12 protein-coding genes are annotated in these 21,056 nt (G+C 70.6%); 5 read left to right on the forward strand and 7 right to left on the reverse strand.

Translation table 11 applies throughout. The features are described from left to right. Nucleotides 1–9: 9 nt before the first annotated feature. The gene (locus tag F0U63_RS24820) at nt 10–927 is read right to left on the reverse strand and encodes a zinc-binding alcohol dehydrogenase family protein (protein ID WP_395833031.1); all 918 of its coding nucleotides are present in this window, start codon (nt 925–927) and stop codon (nt 10–12) included. A gap of 203 nt (nt 928–1,130) precedes the next feature. Here F0U63_RS24820 and F0U63_RS24825 point away from each other — a divergent pair, with 203 nt between their 5' ends. Continuing rightward, on the forward strand, nt 1,131–2,066 hold the full coding sequence (locus F0U63_RS24825) for a hypothetical protein (protein WP_395833033.1): 936 nt from the start codon (nt 1,131–1,133) through the stop codon (nt 2,064–2,066). Nucleotides 2,067–2,142: 76 nt separating this feature from the next. On the opposite strand, the gene F0U63_RS24830 is transcribed toward F0U63_RS24825, so the two are convergent. After that, nucleotides 2,143–3,453, reverse strand: coding sequence for a DUF4082 domain-containing protein (locus tag F0U63_RS24830; RefSeq protein ID WP_395833035.1), 1,311 nt, complete (start codon nt 3,451–3,453; stop codon nt 2,143–2,145). Between the two features lie 168 nt (nt 3,454–3,621). Between F0U63_RS24830 and F0U63_RS24835 the strand changes: the two genes are divergently transcribed. Continuing rightward, nucleotides 3,622–6,327 (forward strand): M1 family metallopeptidase, encoded by a 2,706-nt coding sequence (locus F0U63_RS24835; RefSeq protein WP_395833037.1) that lies wholly within the window; start codon nt 3,622–3,624, stop codon nt 6,325–6,327. A gap of 30 nt (nt 6,328–6,357) precedes the next feature. Here the strand turns inward: F0U63_RS24835 and F0U63_RS24840 are convergent, their stop codons facing one another. The 5 genes from F0U63_RS24840 to F0U63_RS24860 are packed head-to-tail and all read right to left on the reverse strand — an operon-like array spanning nt 6,358 to nt 12,575. Then, nucleotides 6,358–7,353: an ABC transporter substrate-binding protein gene (locus tag F0U63_RS24840; protein ID WP_395833039.1), complete on the reverse strand. Its 996-nt coding sequence runs from the start codon at nt 7,351–7,353 to the stop codon at nt 6,358–6,360. Further along, nucleotides 7,350–8,408 (reverse strand): hypothetical protein, encoded by a 1,059-nt coding sequence (locus tag F0U63_RS24845; protein WP_395833041.1) that lies wholly within the window; start codon nt 8,406–8,408, stop codon nt 7,350–7,352. The genes F0U63_RS24840 and F0U63_RS24845 overlap by 4 nt, the downstream gene beginning before the upstream one ends. Then, nucleotides 8,405–10,504 carry an MFS transporter gene (locus F0U63_RS24850; protein ID WP_395833043.1) on the reverse strand — a complete coding sequence of 700 codons (2,100 nt, stop codon included), beginning with the start codon at nt 10,502–10,504 and terminating at the stop codon, nt 8,405–8,407. Before F0U63_RS24850 ends, F0U63_RS24845 begins: the two co-directional genes overlap by 4 nt. Further along, nucleotides 10,501–11,256, reverse strand: a complete 756-nt coding sequence (locus F0U63_RS24855; protein WP_395833045.1) for a cache domain-containing protein — start codon at nt 11,254–11,256, stop codon at nt 10,501–10,503. Before F0U63_RS24855 ends, F0U63_RS24850 begins: the two co-directional genes overlap by 4 nt. Nucleotides 11,257–11,273: 17 nt before the next feature. Beyond that, nucleotides 11,274–12,575, reverse strand: a complete 1,302-nt coding sequence (locus F0U63_RS24860) for an OprO/OprP family phosphate-selective porin (RefSeq protein ID WP_395833047.1) — start codon at nt 12,573–12,575, stop codon at nt 11,274–11,276. 81 nt (nt 12,576–12,656) lie between these two features. On the opposite strand from F0U63_RS24860, the gene F0U63_RS24865 reads away from it, so the two are divergent. The 3 genes from F0U63_RS24865 to F0U63_RS24875 are packed head-to-tail and all read left to right on the forward strand — an operon-like array spanning nt 12,657 to nt 20,948. Beyond that, a complete protein-coding gene (locus F0U63_RS24865) occupies nt 12,657–15,020 on the forward strand; it encodes an MFS transporter (RefSeq protein WP_395833049.1) in 2,364 nt (787 codons plus the stop codon). Further along, a complete protein-coding gene (locus tag F0U63_RS24870; RefSeq protein WP_395833051.1) occupies nt 15,013–16,224 on the forward strand; it encodes an ABC transporter substrate-binding protein in 1,212 nt (403 codons plus the stop codon). Before F0U63_RS24865 ends, F0U63_RS24870 begins: the two co-directional genes overlap by 8 nt. Further along, entirely contained in the window at nt 16,221–20,948 is a 4,728-nt protein-coding gene (locus F0U63_RS24875; RefSeq protein WP_395833053.1) for a CHAT domain-containing protein, read from the forward strand. Before F0U63_RS24870 ends, F0U63_RS24875 begins: the two co-directional genes overlap by 4 nt. Nucleotides 20,949–21,056 lie beyond the last annotated feature (108 nt).

Below are 21,056 nucleotides of genomic sequence, written 5' to 3' on the forward strand. Positions count from 1 at the left end.
CGCCGCGGCCTACGGCACGAGCACCACGCGCCCTCGAACCTCTCGTCGCTCGAGGAGTTCGTGGGCGCGCGCGGCCTCGGCGAGCGGGAGCACAGTGGTTGGAGGAGGAGGCAGCCGCAGGGCGAGCAGCTCGCGCGTGGCCGCTCGCAACACGTTTCCGTCGAGCGTCTCCGTCGAGTAGCCGGTGAGGACTCGCCCGTCGAGCAGGCTCCAGGCGTCGAAGGAGACCTGGCCACCGGCCGCCGCGCCGACGAGACAATACCGGCCGGTGGGGCGAAGCGCGGAGACGAGGGTCGGGAAGAGCGGCCCCGCGACGCCATCGAGCACCGCGTCGGCGCTTTCGGGCCGAGGCGGCGGAGAGCCTCGCTCCAACGCGACGACGTCCGCGCCGAGCGCGCGGCCAATCCCTACCGCCACGGCACCAACGCCGCCCGTCGCCCCCGAGACGAGGAGCGTCTTGCCACCAAGCGGTCCGAGCCTTCGCATGGCCTCGAACGCCGTCACGCCGGCGAGCCCGATGGCGGCGAACTCCACTGCGTCCAGACCGGCCGGCAACGGCGCGAGCACGTCGGCCGAGACGGTGACGTACTCGGCATAGCCGCCGTCACGCTCCGCGCGCACGCCGCCGAGGCCCTGCATCGTCGTCCAAGCGCGCTCCCCGATGGCGAACCCACTCACGTCGTCCGCGACCTCGACGACCTCCCCGACGACCTCCAGCCCTGGCACGTAGGGGAAGCGCGCCTTCCTCAGGATGGGCCAGTTGCCGACGCGAATCTCGAGGTCCGAGTGATTGATGGCCGAGGCGAGCGAGCGCAGTCTCACCTCGCCGCGGACGAGCGGCACGAGCGCGAGCTCCTCGACCGCGAGGACTTCTGGCGGACCGGTCCGCCGCATCACGACTGCTCGCGACTTCATCACCATGGCCATCTGCCTCTCTCTCCGTGGGTCGTGCACACTCCGGAGGACAGCCTGCTCCAACTGTCGGTTACTCGCGAGCGCGTGGCGGGTACGCTAAGGCGACACATCCCCTGGCCCCTTCCGAGAGAAGACGCCGCGCCAGCCGCACCGACATGCCTCTTGCCAGGGGCTCGCACCCGACGTGCCCTTCCCTGCCCCTCCAAGGAAAAACCATGTCCCGCCGAATCCTGCTCACCACGTTTTCCACCGTCATCCTGGCTTGCAATGCCCCCGTCGATGAGTCCCCCGAGCAATCGGCGCAGCGCGCCCAGGGGCTCTCGACGCTTCGTCTCGACCGGGAGGTGAAGATCTCGCGCCTCATCCCCCTCCCCGGCATCACGGACTACGAGGCCAGCGGCGTCCATCTCCAGAATGGCTCCCTCTACGTCGTCTTCGACGGCATGACGAAGATCGGCATCCTCTCTCCGGCCCTCACGAGCGGGAGCTATGCGAGCGGAGGCTCTTCCACCCAGCAGTCCCAGTACGAGGGCATCACCTACGACGACAACAATACCCAGCACTTCTACGTCGTCGCCGAGGGCTCCTCGCGCGGACGCGTCATCCGGTACGACTCCGCCGCCAGCGGGAACAGTGCCACGGAAGAGCCCACCGACGTCAGCTTCTCGGACAGCAACAAGGGCTTCGAGGGGGTGAGCTGGCTGCGCCGTAACGGCAACGACTATCTCCTGGGCCTGTGCGAAGGACAGGCGTGCACGAGCACCACCGGCGCAACGCTCCCGGGCGCCATCAAGGTCCTCGCGCAGAGTGGCACGTCGTGGGTGACCGAGCAGACGCTGTACCTGCCCTCGGGCATCAACTTCGCGGACTTCTCGGACATCGCGCTCCGCCCCCTGGCTGACGGAACCTCCCTGGTCGCGGTGACGTCACAGGAGTCGAAGCGTCTGTGGATGGGCAGGCTAAGCGCGACGAGCTGGTCCTTCCTGGACTCGGGCACCGTCTATGAGTTCCCGTCGTCGGACTACTGCAACATCGAGGGCGTGACCTTCCTGTCCGCCAACCAGCTCGCCATGGTGTCGGATGCGATGAAGGACACCCAGCCCGCGGAGTGCAACAACAAGGACGAGATGGTCCACATCTTCTCGCTCTGACGGCTCCGCGAGGGGGAGCGACGGGAGCCCTGGTGCGCCTCGTCCAAGGTCATCCGCCCGGTGTGTCCCGCCTGGCTCAAGGCGCGGGGGTGAAGCTGACGTCCACCCAGTAGTTGGTGTCCTTGTACGAGTTCGTCGGGAAGCCCCCACCCGTGGCGTAGACGTAGACACCATTGCCCCCCACGCTCGCGCTAGCGGGGGCGGTGAGATTGCCGCTGACGAGCGCGCTCGCGAACCCATCCACGTCCCGCGCGAATTGGCCATTGGACGAGTAGTAGGAGACCACATAGGTCGTGCCCGCGGTGATGGGCACGGGCGAGGACAAGGTGGCTTCCTGCCAGCCGGGAAGGCGGCCGTCACGGACCGGGACCTGGGCCAGCAGCGTTCCCGACAGGGTCCACAGGCGCGCCACGTAGCCGTTGGCATTGCCGGTGCCCCGGTAGAAGCGGAGCGCGGTGACGCTGCCCGCGACATTGCTCCGGAACCGGACGCCGACCTCGACGGCCTTCGTGTCCGCTTGGACGGGGGTGCCCGGCACGCGGTCTCCGAGCAGGCTCTGACTCCACGGCAGGATGAGGGTGGCCACCACGGGGCGGTGATCCGACTGGGACGACGCCCCGGGCACGGTGGCGGACACCGGCGAGGTCCACGCGGAGCCGAGCAGCAGGTAGTCGATGCGCCGCGTGGGAAAGCCCGCGGAGCTGGTGTAGCCACTGCCCGAGCCGCCCCGGCTCCAGGCATCGGTGAACTGCTGCATCAGACTGGAGATGCCAGCCTCGGAGGGTGTGGCGTTGAAGTCACCGCCGAGCAGAGCCCAGGGCTTGCCCGCGAGCGCCGCCTTGACGTCCGCGGCCTGGTTGAGCCGCTCGGCGGAGTCGGTGGTGCCGAAGTGGGTGACGCCCACGGGCAGCAGGTGCTGGGCATCCAGTTCCACCGTGTAGAGCGCGAGGATGCGCTGCTCGGCGGCGGAGCGCAGGGCAATGCGCTGCGAGGAGCGGATGGGGTAGCGCGACAGGAGGGCCAGCCCGTACTGGCCCGAGTCGTAGCTGAGCAACGAGGGGACGAACACGGCGGACATGCCGGTGAGCTGGCCGAGCCGCGTGGCCTGGTCCACCTTGCCCGAGCGCACGGTGAGGACGTCGACCTCCTGGATCGCGACGAGATCCGGCGCCTGCGCGTTGATGACGCCCGCGATGGCCTCGAGGCTGCTGAGCTCGCCGTGCTTGATGTTGTACGTCATGAACCGCAGCCCTCCGCCGGGCGTGAGGGCCTGGGTGGCTTGAACCGGGAGGACTTCCTCCTGCTCGGGGACGGACTCGGGGGGAGCGCAACGGGTGAGGAGGGCAACGAGCAAGAAGGCGGGGACGGCGTGAACGCGGGGACTCATGACGCACTCCAGCAGGCGGCCCGGGGAGAGGAGTTCCCGGGCCAGGAATCAGGGGTATCGGTGATTCTCGTGAGCCCCTGAGTCCTTGTTGCCTCCGCGGCTCAGCGCCGCAGAGCCGCGCGGCCCATCGCTGTTGACACGGCGGCCCCGGGAGGCTGGCGTGGCGGGATGCGTCGACTCCCGCTGCTGCTCCTCGCCCTCGCTCTGCTGCACTGCTCCCATGCACCTCCGGCCGCACCCGCGGGCTCCGCTCCCGCCCCGGCGACCGCTGCGTATCCCGAGCCCGCGCCGCCCGCGCTGAGACTCCCGGACACGGTGCGGCCGGTGCGCTACGCGCTGGAGCTCACCCTGCTGCCCCAGGAGGCGACGTACCCTGGCACCGTGAGCATCGACGTGGAGGTGCGGGCGCCAGTGCGCCAGGTGTGGCTGCACGCGCAGGACGTGGAGGTCTCCTCGGCGCGCGTGGAGCGCGAAGGCCACGGCTTCGAGGCCCGCCTCACCACCGCCGACACGGGGCGCCTTGGGCTGCTGCTCCCCGAGGAGCTCCCCGCGGGACGAGCGCGGCTGGTGCTGCGCTTCACCGGGCGGGTGGAGCGCACGCGCAGCCAGGGGTTGTACGGGGAGACGGAGGCCGGCGAGCCGTACCTCTACACCTTCTTCGAGCCCCTCGACGCGCGCCGCGCCTTCCCCTGCTTCGATGAGCCCACCTTCAAGGTGCCGTGGCAGCTCACCTTCACGGTGAAGGAGTCGCACGTGGCGGCGGCGAACGCGCCGACCGTGCGCGAGGAGCCGCTGCCCGGCGGCCTCAAGCGCGTCACCTTCGCCGAGAGCAAGCCCATGCCGAGCTACCTCGTCGCCTTCATGGTGGGGCCCTTCGACGTGGTGGAGGCCGGCACGGTGGGCCGCACGCCGGTGCCGCTGCGCTTCATCGTGCCCAGGGGGCGCGGGCCGGAGACCGCGTATGCCGCGAGCGTCACGCCGCGCATCGTCGCGGTGCTGGAGGACTTCTTCGACCAGCCCTACCCCTTCGAGAAGCTGGACGTCGCCGTGGTGCCGCGTTTCTGGGGCACCATGGAGCATCCGGGCATCGTCGCCATGGGCCAGCCCCTCACGCTCATCACGCCCGGCCAGGAGACGCTCGAGCGGCGCCAGCGCTACGCCACCATCCTCGGGCACGAGCTGGGTCACTACTGGTTCGGCGACGTCGTCACCTGCCGCTGGTGGGACGACGTGTGGCTCAACGAGTCCTTCACCAGTTGGCTCGATCGCAAGACGATGGACGGCTTCGCGCCCTCCTGGGGACTGGGCCGCGAGTTCAGCGCGGATGCGCTCGCGTTCGCGATGGACACGGACTCGCTCGTGAACACACCCCCGGTGCGCAAGCCGGTGGCGAGCAACGACGACATCATTGGCGCGTTTGACAACGGAACCACCTACTACAAGGGCTCCGCCGTGCTGGGCATGCTGGAGCCGTGGCTCGGCGAGGAGCGCGTGCGAGACGTGATGCGCCAGCACGTGCGCACCCACGCCTGGAAGACGGCCACCTCGGACGACTTCCTGCGGACGCTGGGCGAGGTCGCCGGAGCGGACGCCGCGCGTGTCTTCAAGAGCTTCGTGGATCAACCCGGCGTCCCACGCATCCAGGGGGAGCTTCAGTGCCAGCCCGGCACCCCCGCGCGGCTGCGGCTGCGCCAGGAGCGCTTCTGGCCCGCCGGCTCCCAGGGAGAGCAAGGTCAGACGTGGGCGGTGCCGGTGTGCGTGCGCGCTGGTACCGGAAGCCAGGCCGAGCGCGGCTGCACGCTGCTCACGCGGGCCGAGGGCGAGCTGGAGCTGAAGGCGCCCGGCTGCCCGCGCTGGGTGCTGCTCAACGCGGATGGCCGCGGCTACTACCACTCCGGATACGCGCGCCCGCAGTTGGACGCCCTGCTCGGGGCTCCCGTGGGGACGCTGAGCGAGGACGAGCGGCTCGCGCTGCTCGCCGACGTGCGGGCGAGTGTCTCGCGTGGGGACCTGCTCAGGGGAGAGGCGCTGCGCGCCGTTCCCGCCACGGCGAAGGACCCGAGCCGGCTCGTCGTGGAGCGCGGTATGCAACTGCTCGGGGGCGTGCGGGTGGATCGGCTCTCCGAGGAGGACCGCGCCCGCTACCGGGCGTGGATCCGCGGCCTGTATGCACCGCGGGCCCGGACGCTCGGATGGGTGGCCAGGCCCGGTGAGGACGAGAGCCAGCAGCTGCTGCGCTTGCTGCTGTTGTCGCTGGCGGCGGGCATGGGCGAGGACCCCGCGCTGAGCCGGGAGGCCGCGCGGCTGGGCCGGGCGTGGCTCGCGGACCGCGACGCGGTGAAGGAGGACGTGGCCCGGGTGGCGCTGCGGATCGCCGCGAAGCAAGGCGACCGGGCGCTGTTCGACACGCTGCTCACGCAGGCGCGCGGCGCGAAGGACCGCCGCGAGCGCTCGATGCTGCTCACCGTGCTCGGCTCCTTCGAGGATCGGGCGCTGCTGGGCGAGGCGCTGGGCCTGGTGGCCGGAAGCGAGTTCGACGTGCGCGAGACCGTGGAGATCCTGAGCACGGCCCTCCACGGCGCGGAATCGCGGGCGCAGGCGTGGGCCTTCTACCGCGAGAACTTCGACGGCCTCGCGGAGCGGATGCGCTCCGACGAGCTCGGCCAACTCATCGAGGACGTGGGCGTGCTCTGCGACCCCGCCCAGCGCGCGGAGGCCGAGGCGCTGCTTGGCCCACGGGTGAAGCGCATCGAGGGAGGACCGCGCGCGCTCGCCCGCGCGCTCGAGTCCATCTCGCTGTGCGTGGACTCGGAGGCGCGCCATGCGCCCAGCGTGCGCGAGTTCCTGCGTGCGCGGGGGCAGGCGGCTCCCTAGGCGGGCCCCGGGCTGGGGCGGTCCGCCGTGCTACCGCTCCCGCATTCGGGCGTACCGCAGGATGTGCATGGGCGGATACAGGCCGAGCGCGTGCACGGTGGGCATGTCCACCTCGAAGGAGAAGCGCGACAGCGTCTCGATGGGAATCTCCGAGGGGGCCCGGCGGTCCCGGAGGATCTGCGTGGCCTTGTAACCGGCGAGGCTCCCCACGTTGTAGAAGGGCGCCACCAGGCCCATCATGCCACCCGTGTCCAATTGCACCTGGATGGCGCAGAAGGTCGGCAACCCGCGCTGGATCGCCTCGTCCATCAAGAACTTGCTGTACGGCGCGAAGAAGTTCACCGGGGGCACGTACACGAGGTCCGGCTTGTGCGCGGCCAGCTTCGCCATCATCGCGGTGAGCCGCGCGGGGTCCGGTTTCCCGTCCGGGTCGAGCGGATGGGCCGCGACCAGCTCGATGCCCGCCTGGGCGGTGAGCTGCGAGAGCTTCTCGAACATGATGCGTTGAGAGAGCTCGGAGGGGTTGTACGCGAGCCCCAACCGCTTGAGCGGCATGAAGGACTGCATGGCCTTGAGCTGCACCGGCAGCGAGGCCACGTGCACGGCGCCCGTGAGGTTGCGTCCGGAGCTCTCCAGCGACGAGGCCAGGCCCGCGCTGAGCGGATCCGACACCATGGAGAACACCACGGGGAGGTCGGTGATGTGCCGGGCCGGGTCCACCTCTCCCAGCCGGCCGACGATGCCCTCGGTCACGAGCGTGCTCTGGGCGTAGACGAGATCCGGACGCCGCGCGCGGATCTCCTCGATGATCGCCGGCAGCTTCGTGGCGTCGCCATCGATGTTGCGCACGGTGAACTCCACGTCCAACCCGGCGCTGAACAGGTAGTCCTTGAAGCCCTGGTCCGTCTCCGTCCCGGACCGATGCAGCACCATGAAGACGCGGTACGGCTCGGACGCGGCGGGCGCACCCCCCAGCAGCACGGCCACGGCCAGGGCCAGCATCCCATGAAGCCTCGAGCGGCTCATCGCGCATCTCCCCCGGACTGGCCCTCGGACACGAGCGACCACCGCCGCTGCTGCCGGTCCAGGCTGTGACGGAGGATGTGCTCGACCACCTCCTGCTGCTCGAACCCGGCCTGGCGTGCCGTGAACATCACCGCCGCATGGCTGCCCAGGTTGCATCCGATGTTGAACTCCAGCAGGAAGAGCTCGCCCGTCTCCCGGTGCAGGCGGAAGTCGATGCGCAGGTAGTCGAACTCCTTCACCGCCGCGCACAGCCGCGAGGACTGCTCCCGGAGCTGCTCCGCCAGCGGCCCCGGAGCCAGGAGCCGGCGCTCGCGCCCTCCATCCAGCAAGCGCTTCTGCCGGTGGGTCACGATCCCTTGGGGGATCGCGGAGATCTCCTCGGCCACGCCCAGGAGGATCGGCTCCGCCCCGCCGAGCACGGGCACCGTGAAGTCCACGCCCGGAATGAAGGTCTCGACGAGGCACGCCTGGCCCTCGTCCTGGAAGGCGCGCAGGCGCGCGTGCAGCCCCGCCTCCGTCTCCTGGATGCAGTCCTGCGAGATGCCCACGGACGCGGCCCCGAACCTCGGCTTGACGAACCAGGGCCCGGGGAAGCCGGGCGCGGAAGGCAGCGGCCCATCCGCCGGACAGACGATCCACGGGGCCGTCGGAATCCCCAGCGACCGGGCCATCAGCTTGGTGTGGTGCTTGTCCTCCGCCAGGGCGCGCACGTTCGGCGGCGCCCCGAGGTAGGGCACACCCAACCACTCACAGACCGCCGAGGTGAAGACCTCCGAATTGCGGAACGGCGCGCGGTTGAGCAGGGTGAACACGTAGTTGTGGCCGCGTGCGCTCCGCACGAGCGTCTCCAGCTCGCGGCAGGGCGTGCAGCGCAGCCCGAGCCCGGCCAGCACATGGAAGAGCTCGTGGTTGTAGCGCGGGAGCACGCCATGCTCCGGGTGCATCTCGGGACGGAGAGAGCCGGGCTCCGGCGCGTACTGCGCCAGGAACAGCACATTCAGGCTTTCGCGCTGAGCATCCGTCAGCTTCAACAGGTTTCGGACAGGGTACGTCATGGAGTTCTCGGTGTAGGGGAAGACGTGGAAAGGGAACGGAAGAAGAAGTAGGCGGCCAGTCCAGCGGTGAGCACGAGCGTTCCGGTGCCGATGAGGTGGGTGCTCCGCACGAACCCACTGGCACCCAGCAGCGCGGCGGCGAGCAGCGGGCCGGCGAGGCTGCCCACCCGCTCGATGATGCGGAACACGGACAACAACGTGTCGAGCCCGAACCCGGCGCACTCCTCGGCGAAGAGCGGTGGCACACAGGCCAGCATCGGCGTGGCCGCGAGCGCCTGGCCGAGCCCCACCAGCAACACCGCGGTGATCAGCAACCAGGTGCCCCCGGCCGCGGCGAACAACAACACACCCACGCCGGAGCACAGGCCGCCCAGCAGCATCAGCGCCCGATGCCAGCCATAGCGGTCGGTCAGCAGGGACACCACCGGCGTGGCGAACACCGTGGAGATGAAGTAGCCCATCATCAGCCGGCCGATGGCGGCCTCGCTGAAGCCCAGCTCGTGCAGGCGCAGGGGCGTCAGGTAGAAGAGGAACCCGGTCAGCACCAGGCGCGTGGGCATGGCCGCCAACAGGATGAACAGCAGGACCCGGCCCCGCCGCAGGACGCCGAGGTAGGCCGACGCCGAACGCCCCTGGACGTCTCGCGAGGAGTTCGGCCCCGTGTCCGGCGTCAGCAGCCCCACCAGCAGCATGGCGAGGCACACCAGCCCGGCCGCGACCAGGAAGGTCTCTCCGTAGCCGAGGCGATCCGCGAGGATGCCTCCGATGGCCGTGCCGCAGACGCTGGCGGCCGTCGAGGCGCCCACGAACATGCCCATGCTCCGGGCGCTGTGTCCCTGCTTCGCCGTCCGCGCCACGTGGAGCAGCGCGGTCGCCGTCACGATGCCGTAGCCCGCGGCGGTGACGACCCGCCAGAAGAAGAGCTGGAGCAGGCTCGAGGACAGTCCCGTCATCGCCAGGCCGATGCAGCTCGGCACCATCCCTATCAGCATCGCCGTGCGGCTGCCCCGCGCTCCCAGGAGCCTTCCGGCCATGGGCGTGAACAGCACCATGGCGGTGACCCACAGCGACATGGGCAGGGCCACCATGAAGCTCTCGGAGAGGAACGGCACGGGCTGGTAGAGCCGTTTGACGTAGAGCGGCCAGAACGAGCGCGAGAGCTCGGAGCCGAAGAGGTAGACGAAGAGCGGAAGCCGCAGGTCGCCCGTCTCGGGCTCTTCCAGCGGCGCGGGTGTCCCCGGTTTGCCGAAACGGAACCGCTGCCCGAGCGACGCGAGCGACTCCTCCGCGGCCTGGCCCAGACGGCCGGCGAGCCGGTCCCGCCCGGCGCGCTCGAGCAGCGCGGCATGGCGGACATTCAGGGCCCGCACCAGCCGCCCCGCCGCGGCCAGGGCCCGCGTGGCCTCGTCATGCAGCCTCGTGCGGACCTGCCTCGTGAAGTCCCCCGTGCCGCCGAGCTCCAACAGCCGGTGGAGCAGCCGCAGCGGCCGGGCGACGAGCAACCCCATCAACGCCATCAGGACCTCGATGGTGACCAGCGCCGCGACGAGCAGGGTGATGAGGATGTCGGTGTGGATCTCCTGGAGCCGGTGCTCGACATACGTGGCGTCGATTCCGAGGTGGAGCCGGCCGACGAGGCGGCCCTGGGTGACGATGGGATAGGCGAGGTCCAACACGCCCTCCAGGCGCGCCAGACCGTGCTCCTCCTCCTCCGAGTGGGCCACCCCCACCTGATCGAAGAAGCCCGGCGTCTGTTGCTTCAACACGCTGGAGGCGAACAACAGACGGCCCTCCGGCGAGGCGAAGCCGATGTAGCGGATCTCCTCGTGACCGGCCGTCGCGTCGTCGAGGAACTCGTCCACCGCGCGCAGCCGCGACAAGGGAATGCCCAGGTTCGCGGCCCGGCGGAACTGCAGGGCGACCGTCTCCGCGAGCGTCTCCGCCTTCGAGCGCAGATCGGGGCGGAGCGACGCATCGAAGAGGCGCGAGGCCTGGTAGGAGGCGACCACCAACGTCGCCACGATGAGCAGGGACGAGAGCAGGCTGACCTGCCAGATACGGCCCCGTGACAGGGGCCCATCACCGGTCGGAGTCATGAGCCCTCCACCGACTTCTCGGCCCGGGACAGGGCCGCGGAGGCTTCCTGGTATTGGTGCTGGAACGCACGCAGCTTCTCGTCGGCCGGAGCCGCGTGCGCGGGATCCCCGGTGCGGCGCAGCGCCGTCTCCAGCTCCTGGAACCGCTGGCCCAGCGGCTTGAGCAACACCAGCATCAGCGCGCAGACGAGCGCGAAACCACCGGCGAGGGGCCACAGCGCCTGCCGGGCGAACGTGTACAGGAACTCGCGCGCCCGCTCGTCGATGGCGCGGCGATCATAGGCAATCAACAGCAGCCCCACGGGCTGGTTGAAGGGATTGAGGATCGGCGCGCCCACCATCAGGGCGCTGGCGTTCGTGTGGCTCCAGGCGCCACCGCGCGCCCGCCCCGCCTCCTCGAACCACGCCGCCCGCCCCCTCGCCGAGCCCGGCAGGTGGGTGGTGGCGTGCAGGCCACTCTGGAACAGCACGTTGCCCTGATGATCGAGGATGACCACGCCCTGGATGTCCGGATCCATGGCGGAGACCTGGGAGATGATCCGCTGCGCGTCCCGCAGCGAGGGCAGTGCCAGGCCCAGGTCGATGGCGGCCTCGGTGGAGGCCTTCGCATCCAGCGCGAGCACGCGCAACCGGGACTGTTGCAGCTCGACGAGCGTCCTTTCGAACTTGGCGAAGTTGAGGACGACGACCAGGGCAATGGAGAAACACAGGATGGCGGCGATCGCGGCGCCCAGCTTGAAGAAGAGACTCATATCCCCGGGCTCCCGCCTCAGAAGGTCCACTGGACCCGCATCAGGACTTCGTGGAAGGGAGGCTTGTCGCGGAGGAACGAGTAGCGGCTGACGTTGAACATGAACCGCGTCGAGGAGTTGAGGTACCAGTTGAGACCGGCCGTCAGCTCGTGGATGTGCTGCTCCGCGGGCACGTCCTGCTCCGTCTGGCCGCGCTCGAAGCGCAGCTGGGCGAAGCCGTAGCGCGCGGTGAGTTCCCAGGCGCCCGCCCCAAGGTGGCCAGCGGCGGGATCGAAGGGCCGCGCGGGAGCCACGCCCTTGTCCGTCCGCTTCTCCCCCGTCAGCACCACGGTCCCCGAGGCGTACACCGCCTGCGAGCGAAGCCCCGGCAACTGGACGCGCTTGTCGTCCTCGCCGACATCGGAGGCGCGGAGCCAGCCGTCACGCGCGGGGGAGTGGAGCCGGGAGTACTCCACCTTGAGCGAGGTGGGCCCCAGGTAGGAGATGGCCTCGGCGGCCAGGCGCCACTCGGGCGGAACCACGTACAGACCCGTGGTGCCCCCCGCGTACTTCAGGGTGTCCTGGTCGGCCAGGATGGCAAGGCCGGTGGGCAGCGTCTTGCGCACCTCCTCGGGCAGGTTGTCGCCCAGTGCGTGGGTGCCGCTCACCGCGAACGAGACGCCCTCCACCGGGGACACGGCGAGACGGCCGGCCACCATCTTGCCGCTGTCCTCATCACGCACCTTGCCGCTGGCCTCGTTGAAGAGACCCAGCCAGTACTCCGCGCGCTGGTCCGCGAACTCACCATGGAGGGCCACCCCGTTGTCGTATCGGGGCAGCAGCAGCGAGTAGACGAGCGACTGCTCGACGAAGTCCAGGTAGTTGGAGGACGTCTCGAGCCACTCGTAGCCCACCGGCACCTTGAGCCGCCCGGCCCGGAGCCGCAGCCAGGAGGTGAAGCGCAGATCGAGCCACGCATCCTGGAAGATGGGGGTGGAGCCCTGACCGAAGTCGGCGATGAGCCGCGCGTCGACGGCCGAGGCCAGTGTGCCGGTGAGCCCGAGCCGGGCGCGACGCACCAGGAACGTGCTCTCGAGTCCGGAGCCGGACTGGGGAAGGCGCAGATCCGCCTGGACGCTCATGCCCAGCTTCAAGGAGTCCCGGCCGTCACGGCTCTGGAGGACGGTGGCGCCACTCGGGGCCTGCGCTTTCGGAGCGGACTCCGGTGGTTGGCCGGACTCGGGCGGAGCGGATGCGTCCGCCCAGGCGGGCCGCGCCTGGAGCAACAGGATGACAAAGACAAATATGGAGCAGAGGGAGCGCCCGCGGGGTTCGTTCATGCTTGGACGACGCGGCCACGCGCACCGTTGTGAAATTCCTGAAAGGCTTCACATGGAGGACCGCGGAGCCGTCCTCCGGACATGTCTGCTCATCCACCCTGGCCCGGGCGCTGGCTGCGCCTGGCCCGACTCGGCTCCATCCTGTTGGTGTTGTCCGTCTCGCTGGGGGGAGTCGTCTACGTGGGGTTCCACGAGGCCTGCCGGGGTTATGCCCGCCTCCAGTTCGAGCGGCTCGCGGCCCAGGGCGCCATCATCAAGGGACCCGTGGAGATGCTGCTGCGCGTGGGCGTGGCCCTGGAGCAGTTCACGGGCTTCACGAACCTCGCCCGCGCGCTGCGCGAAGCCGATCCCGCCCTGGAGCGGATCCGCATCATCGATGCGCGGGGCAATCTCCTCTTCTCCGAGCCCCCTTCCCGCCAGCCAGTGGAGGACCGTGCGCCCATCTTCTCCAACAAGCGCATCGAGATCCTGGAGGATGCGCGCTCGTTCCACGTGAGGCTCCCGCTCGAGGACCGCTTCGAGACGGTGGGTCACCTGGAGTTGGTGTTGCCCCGAGAGGTGGTGACCCAGCGGGTGGAGCAGCGCTTCCAGCCCCTCTTCACGCTGCTCGGGGCCTGCATCCTGCTCCAGGGCGTCATCCTCTACGCCACCCAGCGGCTGTGGCTGAGGCGCGCCCGGCGCTGGCTCGGCCTGTTCCTGGGCGTCAGCTTCCTGGGCATGGCGCTCGTCACCACCCTGGCGCTAGCGGACATCTACTCCGAGGGGCTCCGGCAGGGGACGAGCAGCCGGGCCCACTCGCTCGCGCGGCGGCTGAACGAGGCGGCGCGACTGGGCCTCACGCTCGCCGATGTCCGGGGGCTCGACACGCTCCTGCGGGAGTACCAACGCTCCAATGGAGATCTCGGCTCGCTCGCGCTCATCGCGGACGAGCGCGTCCTCATCCACACCGACGCGAGCCAGAGCGGCGCGCGCCGGGAGTCCGCGCGGGAGCGCTTCGACTACGCCATCGACCTGGAGCTGACGGACGGTCCCTGGAACACCCCCGTCCGCCTGGAGGTCAGCGCGGCGACGGGCGCGCTCCACGTCCGGCTCTGGCGGAGCTGCCGCAACTTCCTCCTCCTCTTCGTCTCCCTGGGCCTGTTGGGACTGCTCCTCCTGAACGCGCTCACGGCCCTGCCACGGCCCGGCGCGAGGCAGGTGGGTTTCGAGCACCGCGCCGTGGCCCGGCTCCGTCCCCTCGCCTTCTTCGGGTGCTTCCTCGAGGGGCTCCAGCTCACCTTCCTCTCCGGGTACGTCGAGTCGCTCGGTGCCCGGCAAGGCCTGCCGCCCGGGAGCGCCGCGCTGCTCACCATCGCCTTCTGGGGCACCTATGCGCTCGCGACCCTGCCCACCGAGCACTACGCCCGGGGCGCGGGACTCAAGCGCTTGCTGGTCGCCGCCCTGGGGCTGTCCTCCGTCCCCGTGTTCCTGATGGCGCTGACGGGAGATCTCCGGCTGCTCCTGCTGCTGCGCTGCCTCTCGGGGCTCGGACAGGGGGTGCTCGCCGGCGCGACGCAGGCCTACCTCGTCGCGGCCTTCCGTCCGGAACATCCGCCGCGAGGCACCTCCCTGTTGAACCCGGCACAATACGGCGGCCTGTTCTGCGGCACGGCGATCGGCGCGCTGCTGGCCACGCACCTGGGCTCGCGCGAGGTCTTCCTGCTCGGCGGCGCCTGCGGCCTGATCGCGCTGGCGTATGCGCTGACGCTCCTGCCACCGCTCGAGGCCCTGGAGAAGCCCACCACTCCCCTGCTCCGCCGCGCCAGTCTCGTGCGCGTGCCCAGCGTGGCTCGGACGTGGAGGGCGTGGGCGCACCACCAGGCGACGCTGTTCGTCGGGCTCCCCACGATGCTGATCCGCGGTGGCGCCATCTGCTTCGCGGTGCCCCTGCTGCTGGCGAACAAGGGATACGACCCGGACCGGATCGGCCACCTTCTCGCGCTCCACGCGCTGGGCGTGCTGCTCTCGAACCAGCTCCTCACCGCCTTGCCCCGTGGGAGCGGCTGGACGCGGAGGCTGCTGCAGGGCGGCATGGCGGGCAGCGGCCTGGGGTTGCTGGCGCTCGGAGCCGTGAACGCGCTCGGGGCGTGGGTGAGCCCGGAGACCCTGGCCGCTCTCGCCGTGGCGCTGCTGGGGCTCTCCCAGGGCCTCATCCACGCGCCCCTCGAGGACTACCTCGTCAGCGTCCAGGACGGAGTCTCCGCGAAGCGGGCCTCGCTCTCCCTCAACCGTTTCATCGGCGCTCTCGGCAAGAGCCTGGGCCCCCTGCTCGTCAGCGCCCTGCTGCTCGTCCAGCCCGAGCCGTCCCAGGCCCTCGGCGGGCTTGGCGTCATGGCGCTCCTGCTCGGCGCCTGCTTCTCCTGGACGAGCCGGAGCCCGCGCGGACACGAGGTGCGTCATGTGTGAAGAACTGAGTCGTGCTCGAGGCGTGAGGTGGCTGCTGGGCCTGCTGCTGCTCCTGGCGGTACCCGGTGCGGGTCATGCGCAGACCGAGGACCTTTCCACGTGGATCTCCCTGCCCGCCGAGGCGCGCCGGGGCTGGAAGGTGGAGGCGTCGGCGGAGCGGATCCGCATCTCGCCGGACTCCCCCGCGGATTCCGCTACCCAGACACGCGAGGTGCTCGTCCTGCTCACGGTGGCGCAGAGCAGTCTCAACTGGATCCTCGAGGGCATGCTGCCCGTCTTCCGGGACCGGCACTTCCGGGTGGAGCTCACGCTCTACAAGCTCGACAAGAGCCACGAGGAGCACGAGCGGATGCTGGCCCTGGCGGACTCGGGGCAGTTCGATCTGATCATCGCCATGGGCTCGGACGCGACGCGGTTCCTCTACAACCGCTTTGGCAACCAGCCCACGCCGGTGGTGGCCCTCAGCAAGGATCCGGAGTTGTGGCTCGGCTTCGAGGAGGGCGCCTCCCAGCAAGCGAGGCCGGCGAACATGGCCTTCGTCTCGCTGTCCATCTCGCCGGACGTGCAGCTGCATTACCTCCAGGAGCTGCTGGGCCCCTTGAAGGTGATGACGGTGGTGTACGACCGCCTCAACCAGAGCACCGTCGAGGTCGAGGCGGAGGCCATGCGCCGGCTGGCGGCGCGGGATGGCTTCCTGCTGCTGGAGCTGGCCGTGGACGGCAAGCCCACCGCGGGGAAGATCCTCGCCGAGCAGATGCCCCGGATGGCTCGCGCGATGCGGCAGATCGATCCAGGGGCACGGCACAGCCTCTTCTGGCTCACCACCTCCTCGGCCGCGTACGACGAGCTGGAACACATCGACCGGCTCTCCGACAACATCCCGGTGCTCGGCTCGGTGCGCGAGGTGGTGCGCGAGGGAGATGCCAGCGCGGTGATGTCCATCGGCGTGCCCTTCAAGAGCGCCGGGCAGCTCAGCGCCCTCTACGTGCTGGACATCCTGAACGCGAGGCTCCCGGCGTCGCGGCTGCCCATGGGCGTCATCTCCCCGCCAGACCTGGCCATCCACTTCCGGAGAGCGCGCCAGCTCGACCTGAAGATTCCGTTCCAATTCCTCGAGCTGGCCAGCTCCGTCTACGACTCGCACGGCGAACTCGTGCGCCAGGAGGGCCAGGCCGTCCAGACACACTCCGATCCCCGGCGATGACTTCTCCAGCGAACCGCAAACCCGTCCCCTTCGAGCTGCTCCTCGAGCTGGTGCGCGGCCAGCAAGCGGAGGATCCCTTCCACTTCCGGCGGGTGCCCCAGGACTACCTGCTGCGCCGGGCCAATGGCAGCTACGCGCGCGCGGCGCTCTCGTGGGAGCCGGCGCTGCTGGCGGACCTGGCGGAGCTGGAGCGGCTCCAGCCGGACCGGAGCGTGGTGCAGCGCTTGGGAGAGCGGCTCCGGGCCTTTCTGGAAGAGGTGGGCTGGGACACCCAGGCGCGAGACATCCTCGCCGCCGTGGAGCAGGGACTCCCGGTGCACCTCACCTTCCGTTTCGCCGCGGCCGAACTGTATGCGCTGCCCTGGGAGTTGCTGACCTTGGGGAACTCCGGGCGCACCGTGGCCGAGCTCCCGGGTGTCCTCATCCGCTACGAGTGGCCCTCCTCGCAGGGCGTGCCTCCGCTCGGAACCTCACGCGGAGGGCGGATCCTCTACGCCTGGTCCGCGGCGGGGGGCCATGTCCCGGACAAGGCGCACCTGCGCGCGCTGAGCCGGGCCTGCGAGCAGGGCGCATACCCCTTCGAGCCGTCGCGGGATGTGCTTCCGAACGTCTCGCTCCAATCCCTCGCGGAGGCGCTGGCGCGCCCTGGCGAGCCCGTTTCCATCCTCCACGTGCTGTGCCACGGCAGCCGGCGAGGACAGACGTATGGCCTGCTCTGGAATGCCTCGTGGGAGGGAGGCGAGCCCGAGCTCGTGGACGGCGCTACCCTGCGCCAGCTCCTCCTGCCGCATACCCAGACACTGCGGCTGGTGGTGCTCTCCGCGTGCCAGAGTGGCGTGGGCCTGACGGACAACCACCTGGGCGGCGTGGCCCAGGCGCTCCACCGCGCGGGCCTCCCCGCGGTGGTGGCCTCCCGGCTCCCCCTCTCCGTTCCGGGCTCCGTGGTGCTCACCGAGAGCCTCTACCAGTCCCTGCTCGCCGAGCCCTGCTCGCTCGAGGAGGCGGTGGGGCATGCCCGGCGGCAGCTGGCGCTCGACACCTCGTCGCTGGACCATGTCTCGCTCCAGCTCTACGCCCGGGCGGAGCACGGGAGTGATACGCGCCCGGTGGCGATCCGGCCCTACCGCGGCCTGCTGCCCTTCCAGAAGGCGGATCGCCGGTTCTTCTTCGGACGTGAGCGGCTCCAGCAGGAGCTCCTCCAGCGCATCCTCGAGGCCGAGGAAGGACGGCGTCCGCGCTTCCAGGTGCTGGCCGGAGCATCGGGCAGCGGCAAGTCCTCGCTCGCGCTCGCCGGGTTGCACGACGAACTCCCCGCCTCCGACTGGGACATCCGGGTGCTCCGCCCGGGACAGGGACACACCGAGGCGCTCCAGCAGCTGCGCCAGTCGTCCACGACGCGCCGGCAACTGCTGCTCGTGGACCCCTTCGAGGAGCTCTTCACCCTGATGGAGCCCGAGGCGCGGCGCGCCTTCGCCACCGCCCTCTGGAGCCTCTCGCGAGACCCGGAGCGGCGGGTGGTGGTGCTCGCCACGCTGCGGGTGGACTATCTCGGGCGGTGCGGCGAGCTGGTGGTGGACGAGGAAGGAACACGCCTGGACGCGGTGATGTACTCGGACGCCCACCGCCTCTTCGTCACCGAGTTGCAGGGCGAGCAGTTGCGCGCGGCCATCGAGGGACCCGCGCACAAGGTGGGGCTGAGCTTCGAGCCCGGCCTGGTGGACAGACTCCTCCAGGACGTGGGCCAGGAGCCCGGCTCGCTGCCGCTCCTGCAGTACGCGCTGGACCAGCTCTGGGAGGAGCGCGAGGGCCAGCACCTCACCCACCGCGCGTACGCGGCCATTGGCGGAGTGGCCGGGGCACTGACACGCGCGGCCGAGCGTCTCTACGCGGCGTTGTCCCCCGAGGAGCAGCGCCAGGCGCGCGGGCTGCTGGTGGAGCTGGTGGACTTCCAGTACGGCCCCTCGCCGGGCACGCGCAGACGGGTGCGGCTCGAGCAGGTGCGCCCCACGCTCGAGGAGGCCCGGGGCGGCTTCGATCGGGTGCTGGGCACGCTGCTCACCGCCCGGCTGCTGACGCGGGACGAGGACGAGACGGGCGAGGAGTGGTTGCAGCTCTCCCATGAGTCGCTGCTGCGCACGTGGCCCGTGCTCGCGGAGTGGGCGCGGGCGGACCGCGAGCGCCTCCAGCACTTCCGGGAACTGCGCGCCTGGGCACGCACGTGGCTGGAACACCGTGAGGATCCGGATGGCGGGGTGCCCTACCTGCTCTCCGGCAGCCGGTTGGGGTACGCGCAGGACGTCCTGGAGCGCTACAGCGAGGATCCGGGCGAGGACGTGCTCCAACTCCTCGAGGCCAGCGTGGCCCGGACCGAGTCCCGCAACCGGGCCGCGCGCCAGCGCCTAGTGCGACTGCTCATGGCGGCCATCGCGGTGGCCGCGGTGATGGCGGGGCTGGCGTGGAACGCGAAGCAGCACGAGGCGCGGGAGCAGCGCGAGCGGCGGGAGGCGCAGCACTACGCCCTGCGCGCGAGTGATCTCATCCGGCTGGGCGTGGCCCGGACGATGCTGCACGAGAACCCCACGCTGGCGCTGCTCATGTTGCGTGAGATTCGCGAGCCCGCGCGGCTCCAGGGCTGGGCGCAGGACGTGACCGAGGTCCTCCAACAACCCCTGAGCCGGGCGCTGCTGCGGGGCCACCAGGAGGCCGTGGTGCACGTCGACATCAGCCCGGACGGACAGCGCGTGGTGACGGCCTCGCGGGATGGCACGGCGCGGCTCTGGAGGACGGATGGCGAGGGGGACGCCCTCGTGCTCGCGGGCCACGAGGGGCCGCTCTACCACGCCACCTTCAACCCCGCGGACGGCTCAAGCGTCCTCACCTCCTCGCATGATGGGACGGCGCGGCTGTGGCGGACGTCCGACGGGCACCTACTGCGGGTGTTCACCCACCGGGGCGTGGTGCAGTGGGGCACCTTCAGCCCGGACGGGAGGTGGATCGCCACGGCCTCGCGGGATGGGCTCGCGCGGGTGTGGTCGCTGGAGACGTCGGACGAGCCGCGCGTCCTGAGGCACCAGGGCCCCGTGCACACCGTGGCCTTCAGCCCGGATGGCAAGAAGCTGGTCACCGCCTCCCAGGATGGGACGGCGCGCCTCCTGTCCCTGGATGCGCCGGACAACCCTCGCGAGCTGCCCCACCCCGCCCCCGTCACCTCCGCCACGTTCGATCCCGAGGGAACGCGCGTGCTGACGATCGCCCGGGACGGCATCGCGCGCATCTGGCCCATCTCGGGCGCGGAAGGCCCCGTGCAGTTGAAGGGGCACCAGGGGGAGCTCACCACCGCGCGCTTCAGCCCGGATGGGCAATGGGTGGTGACGGCGTCCCTGGATGAAACCGCGCGGCTCTGGCGAGCGGATGGGCAAGGCGAGCCCCGGGTGCTGCGCGGCCACCAAGGCCCCGTCCGCATGGCCACGTTCGGCGGTCCGCTGGGAGAGTGGCTCCTCACCGTCTCCTCAGACACCACGGCGCGGCTGTGGTCCACCCAGGAGGCCGAGCCCCCGAGAATCCTCCGCGGGCACCGCTCCACCGTGCTGTGGGGCGCCTTCGGTCCGGACGGAAAGCAGGCCGTCACGGGCTCGATCGACGCCACCGCGCGCGTGTGGAGACTGGACACCCCGAGGGACTCGCTGCCGCTCAACGAGCACGGCGGCTTCGTCTGGTCCGTCGCCTTCAGCCCGGAGGGCACGATGGCCACGGCCTCGCAGGAGGGAGCGGTGCGCCTCTGGTCGGAGGACGGCAGGCTCCTGCGCGTCCTGCGAGGACATACGCGGGACGTGCGCTCGGTGGTCTTCAGCCCGGACGGACAGTGGCTGTTGACGGCCTCGCTGGACGGGACGGCGCGCCTGTGGCCCTCGGACGGGCGCGAGTCCGGCCGCCTGTCACAGCAGGAGCCGATCTTCGGCGCCGCGTTCAGCCCGGACGGACAGCAGGTGGCGCTCGCCTCGAGCCCCCGCGACACCCGCATCCTGAGCGTGGACGGCTCGCGGCCCGCCATTGCGCTCGAGGGCCATGGTGACCAGGTCCGCTCCGTGTCCTTCAGCGCGGATGGCCGCCGGCTGCTCACCGCCTCGCAGGACGGCACGGCGCGCATCTGGAGCGCGGAGGGCAAGCTGCTCGCCACGCTCTACGGGCATGACGACTGGGTGCTCTCGGCGGCCTTCCACCCGAAGGATCCGACGCAGGTGCTCACCGCCTCGCAGGACGGCACGGCGCGCATCTGGCTCATCGAGGGCGGCAAGGTGCGGGGCGTCCGCGCCGTCGCCCGGCACGAGGCTCCGGTGACCTGGGCCGCCTGGAGCCCGGAGGGGAACCGGTTCATCACCACGTGCGCGGACGCGCGTGCCCGCCTCTGGCTCGCCAGCGACACGAAGGAGCCGTACCTCGTCCTCGCCGCGCACGAGGGTGAGGTGACGTCGGCCGCGTTCAACCCGCGCGGAGACCAGGTGCGGCTGCTCACCGGATCCACGGATGGGACCGCCCGCCTCTGGCGTCCGCGCGAGCCCCTGCCCATCGACAGACTCCAGGAGCGGCTCCACGCGGCCAGCTCGGCCTGCCTGACGCCCTGGGAGCGGCAGAACCACCTGGGAGATCTCCCGGCTCAGGCCCAGGAGGCCACCACCGCCTGTGAGCGATTGCACGGACGGACTCCGCCCGCGGCCCCGCCGTGAAGACAGACAGAAAACGGACACCGGCCCGGCTCACAACCGTTCCATATCGAACGTCTTCCAGGCATCCACCAGGCCCACCTCGTGCCGTGGCCGCCACACAGGAGATGC

Source organism: Cystobacter fuscus, assembly GCF_044360685.1.
Taxonomy (GTDB): domain Bacteria; phylum Myxococcota; class Myxococcia; order Myxococcales; family Myxococcaceae; genus Cystobacter; species Cystobacter fuscus_C.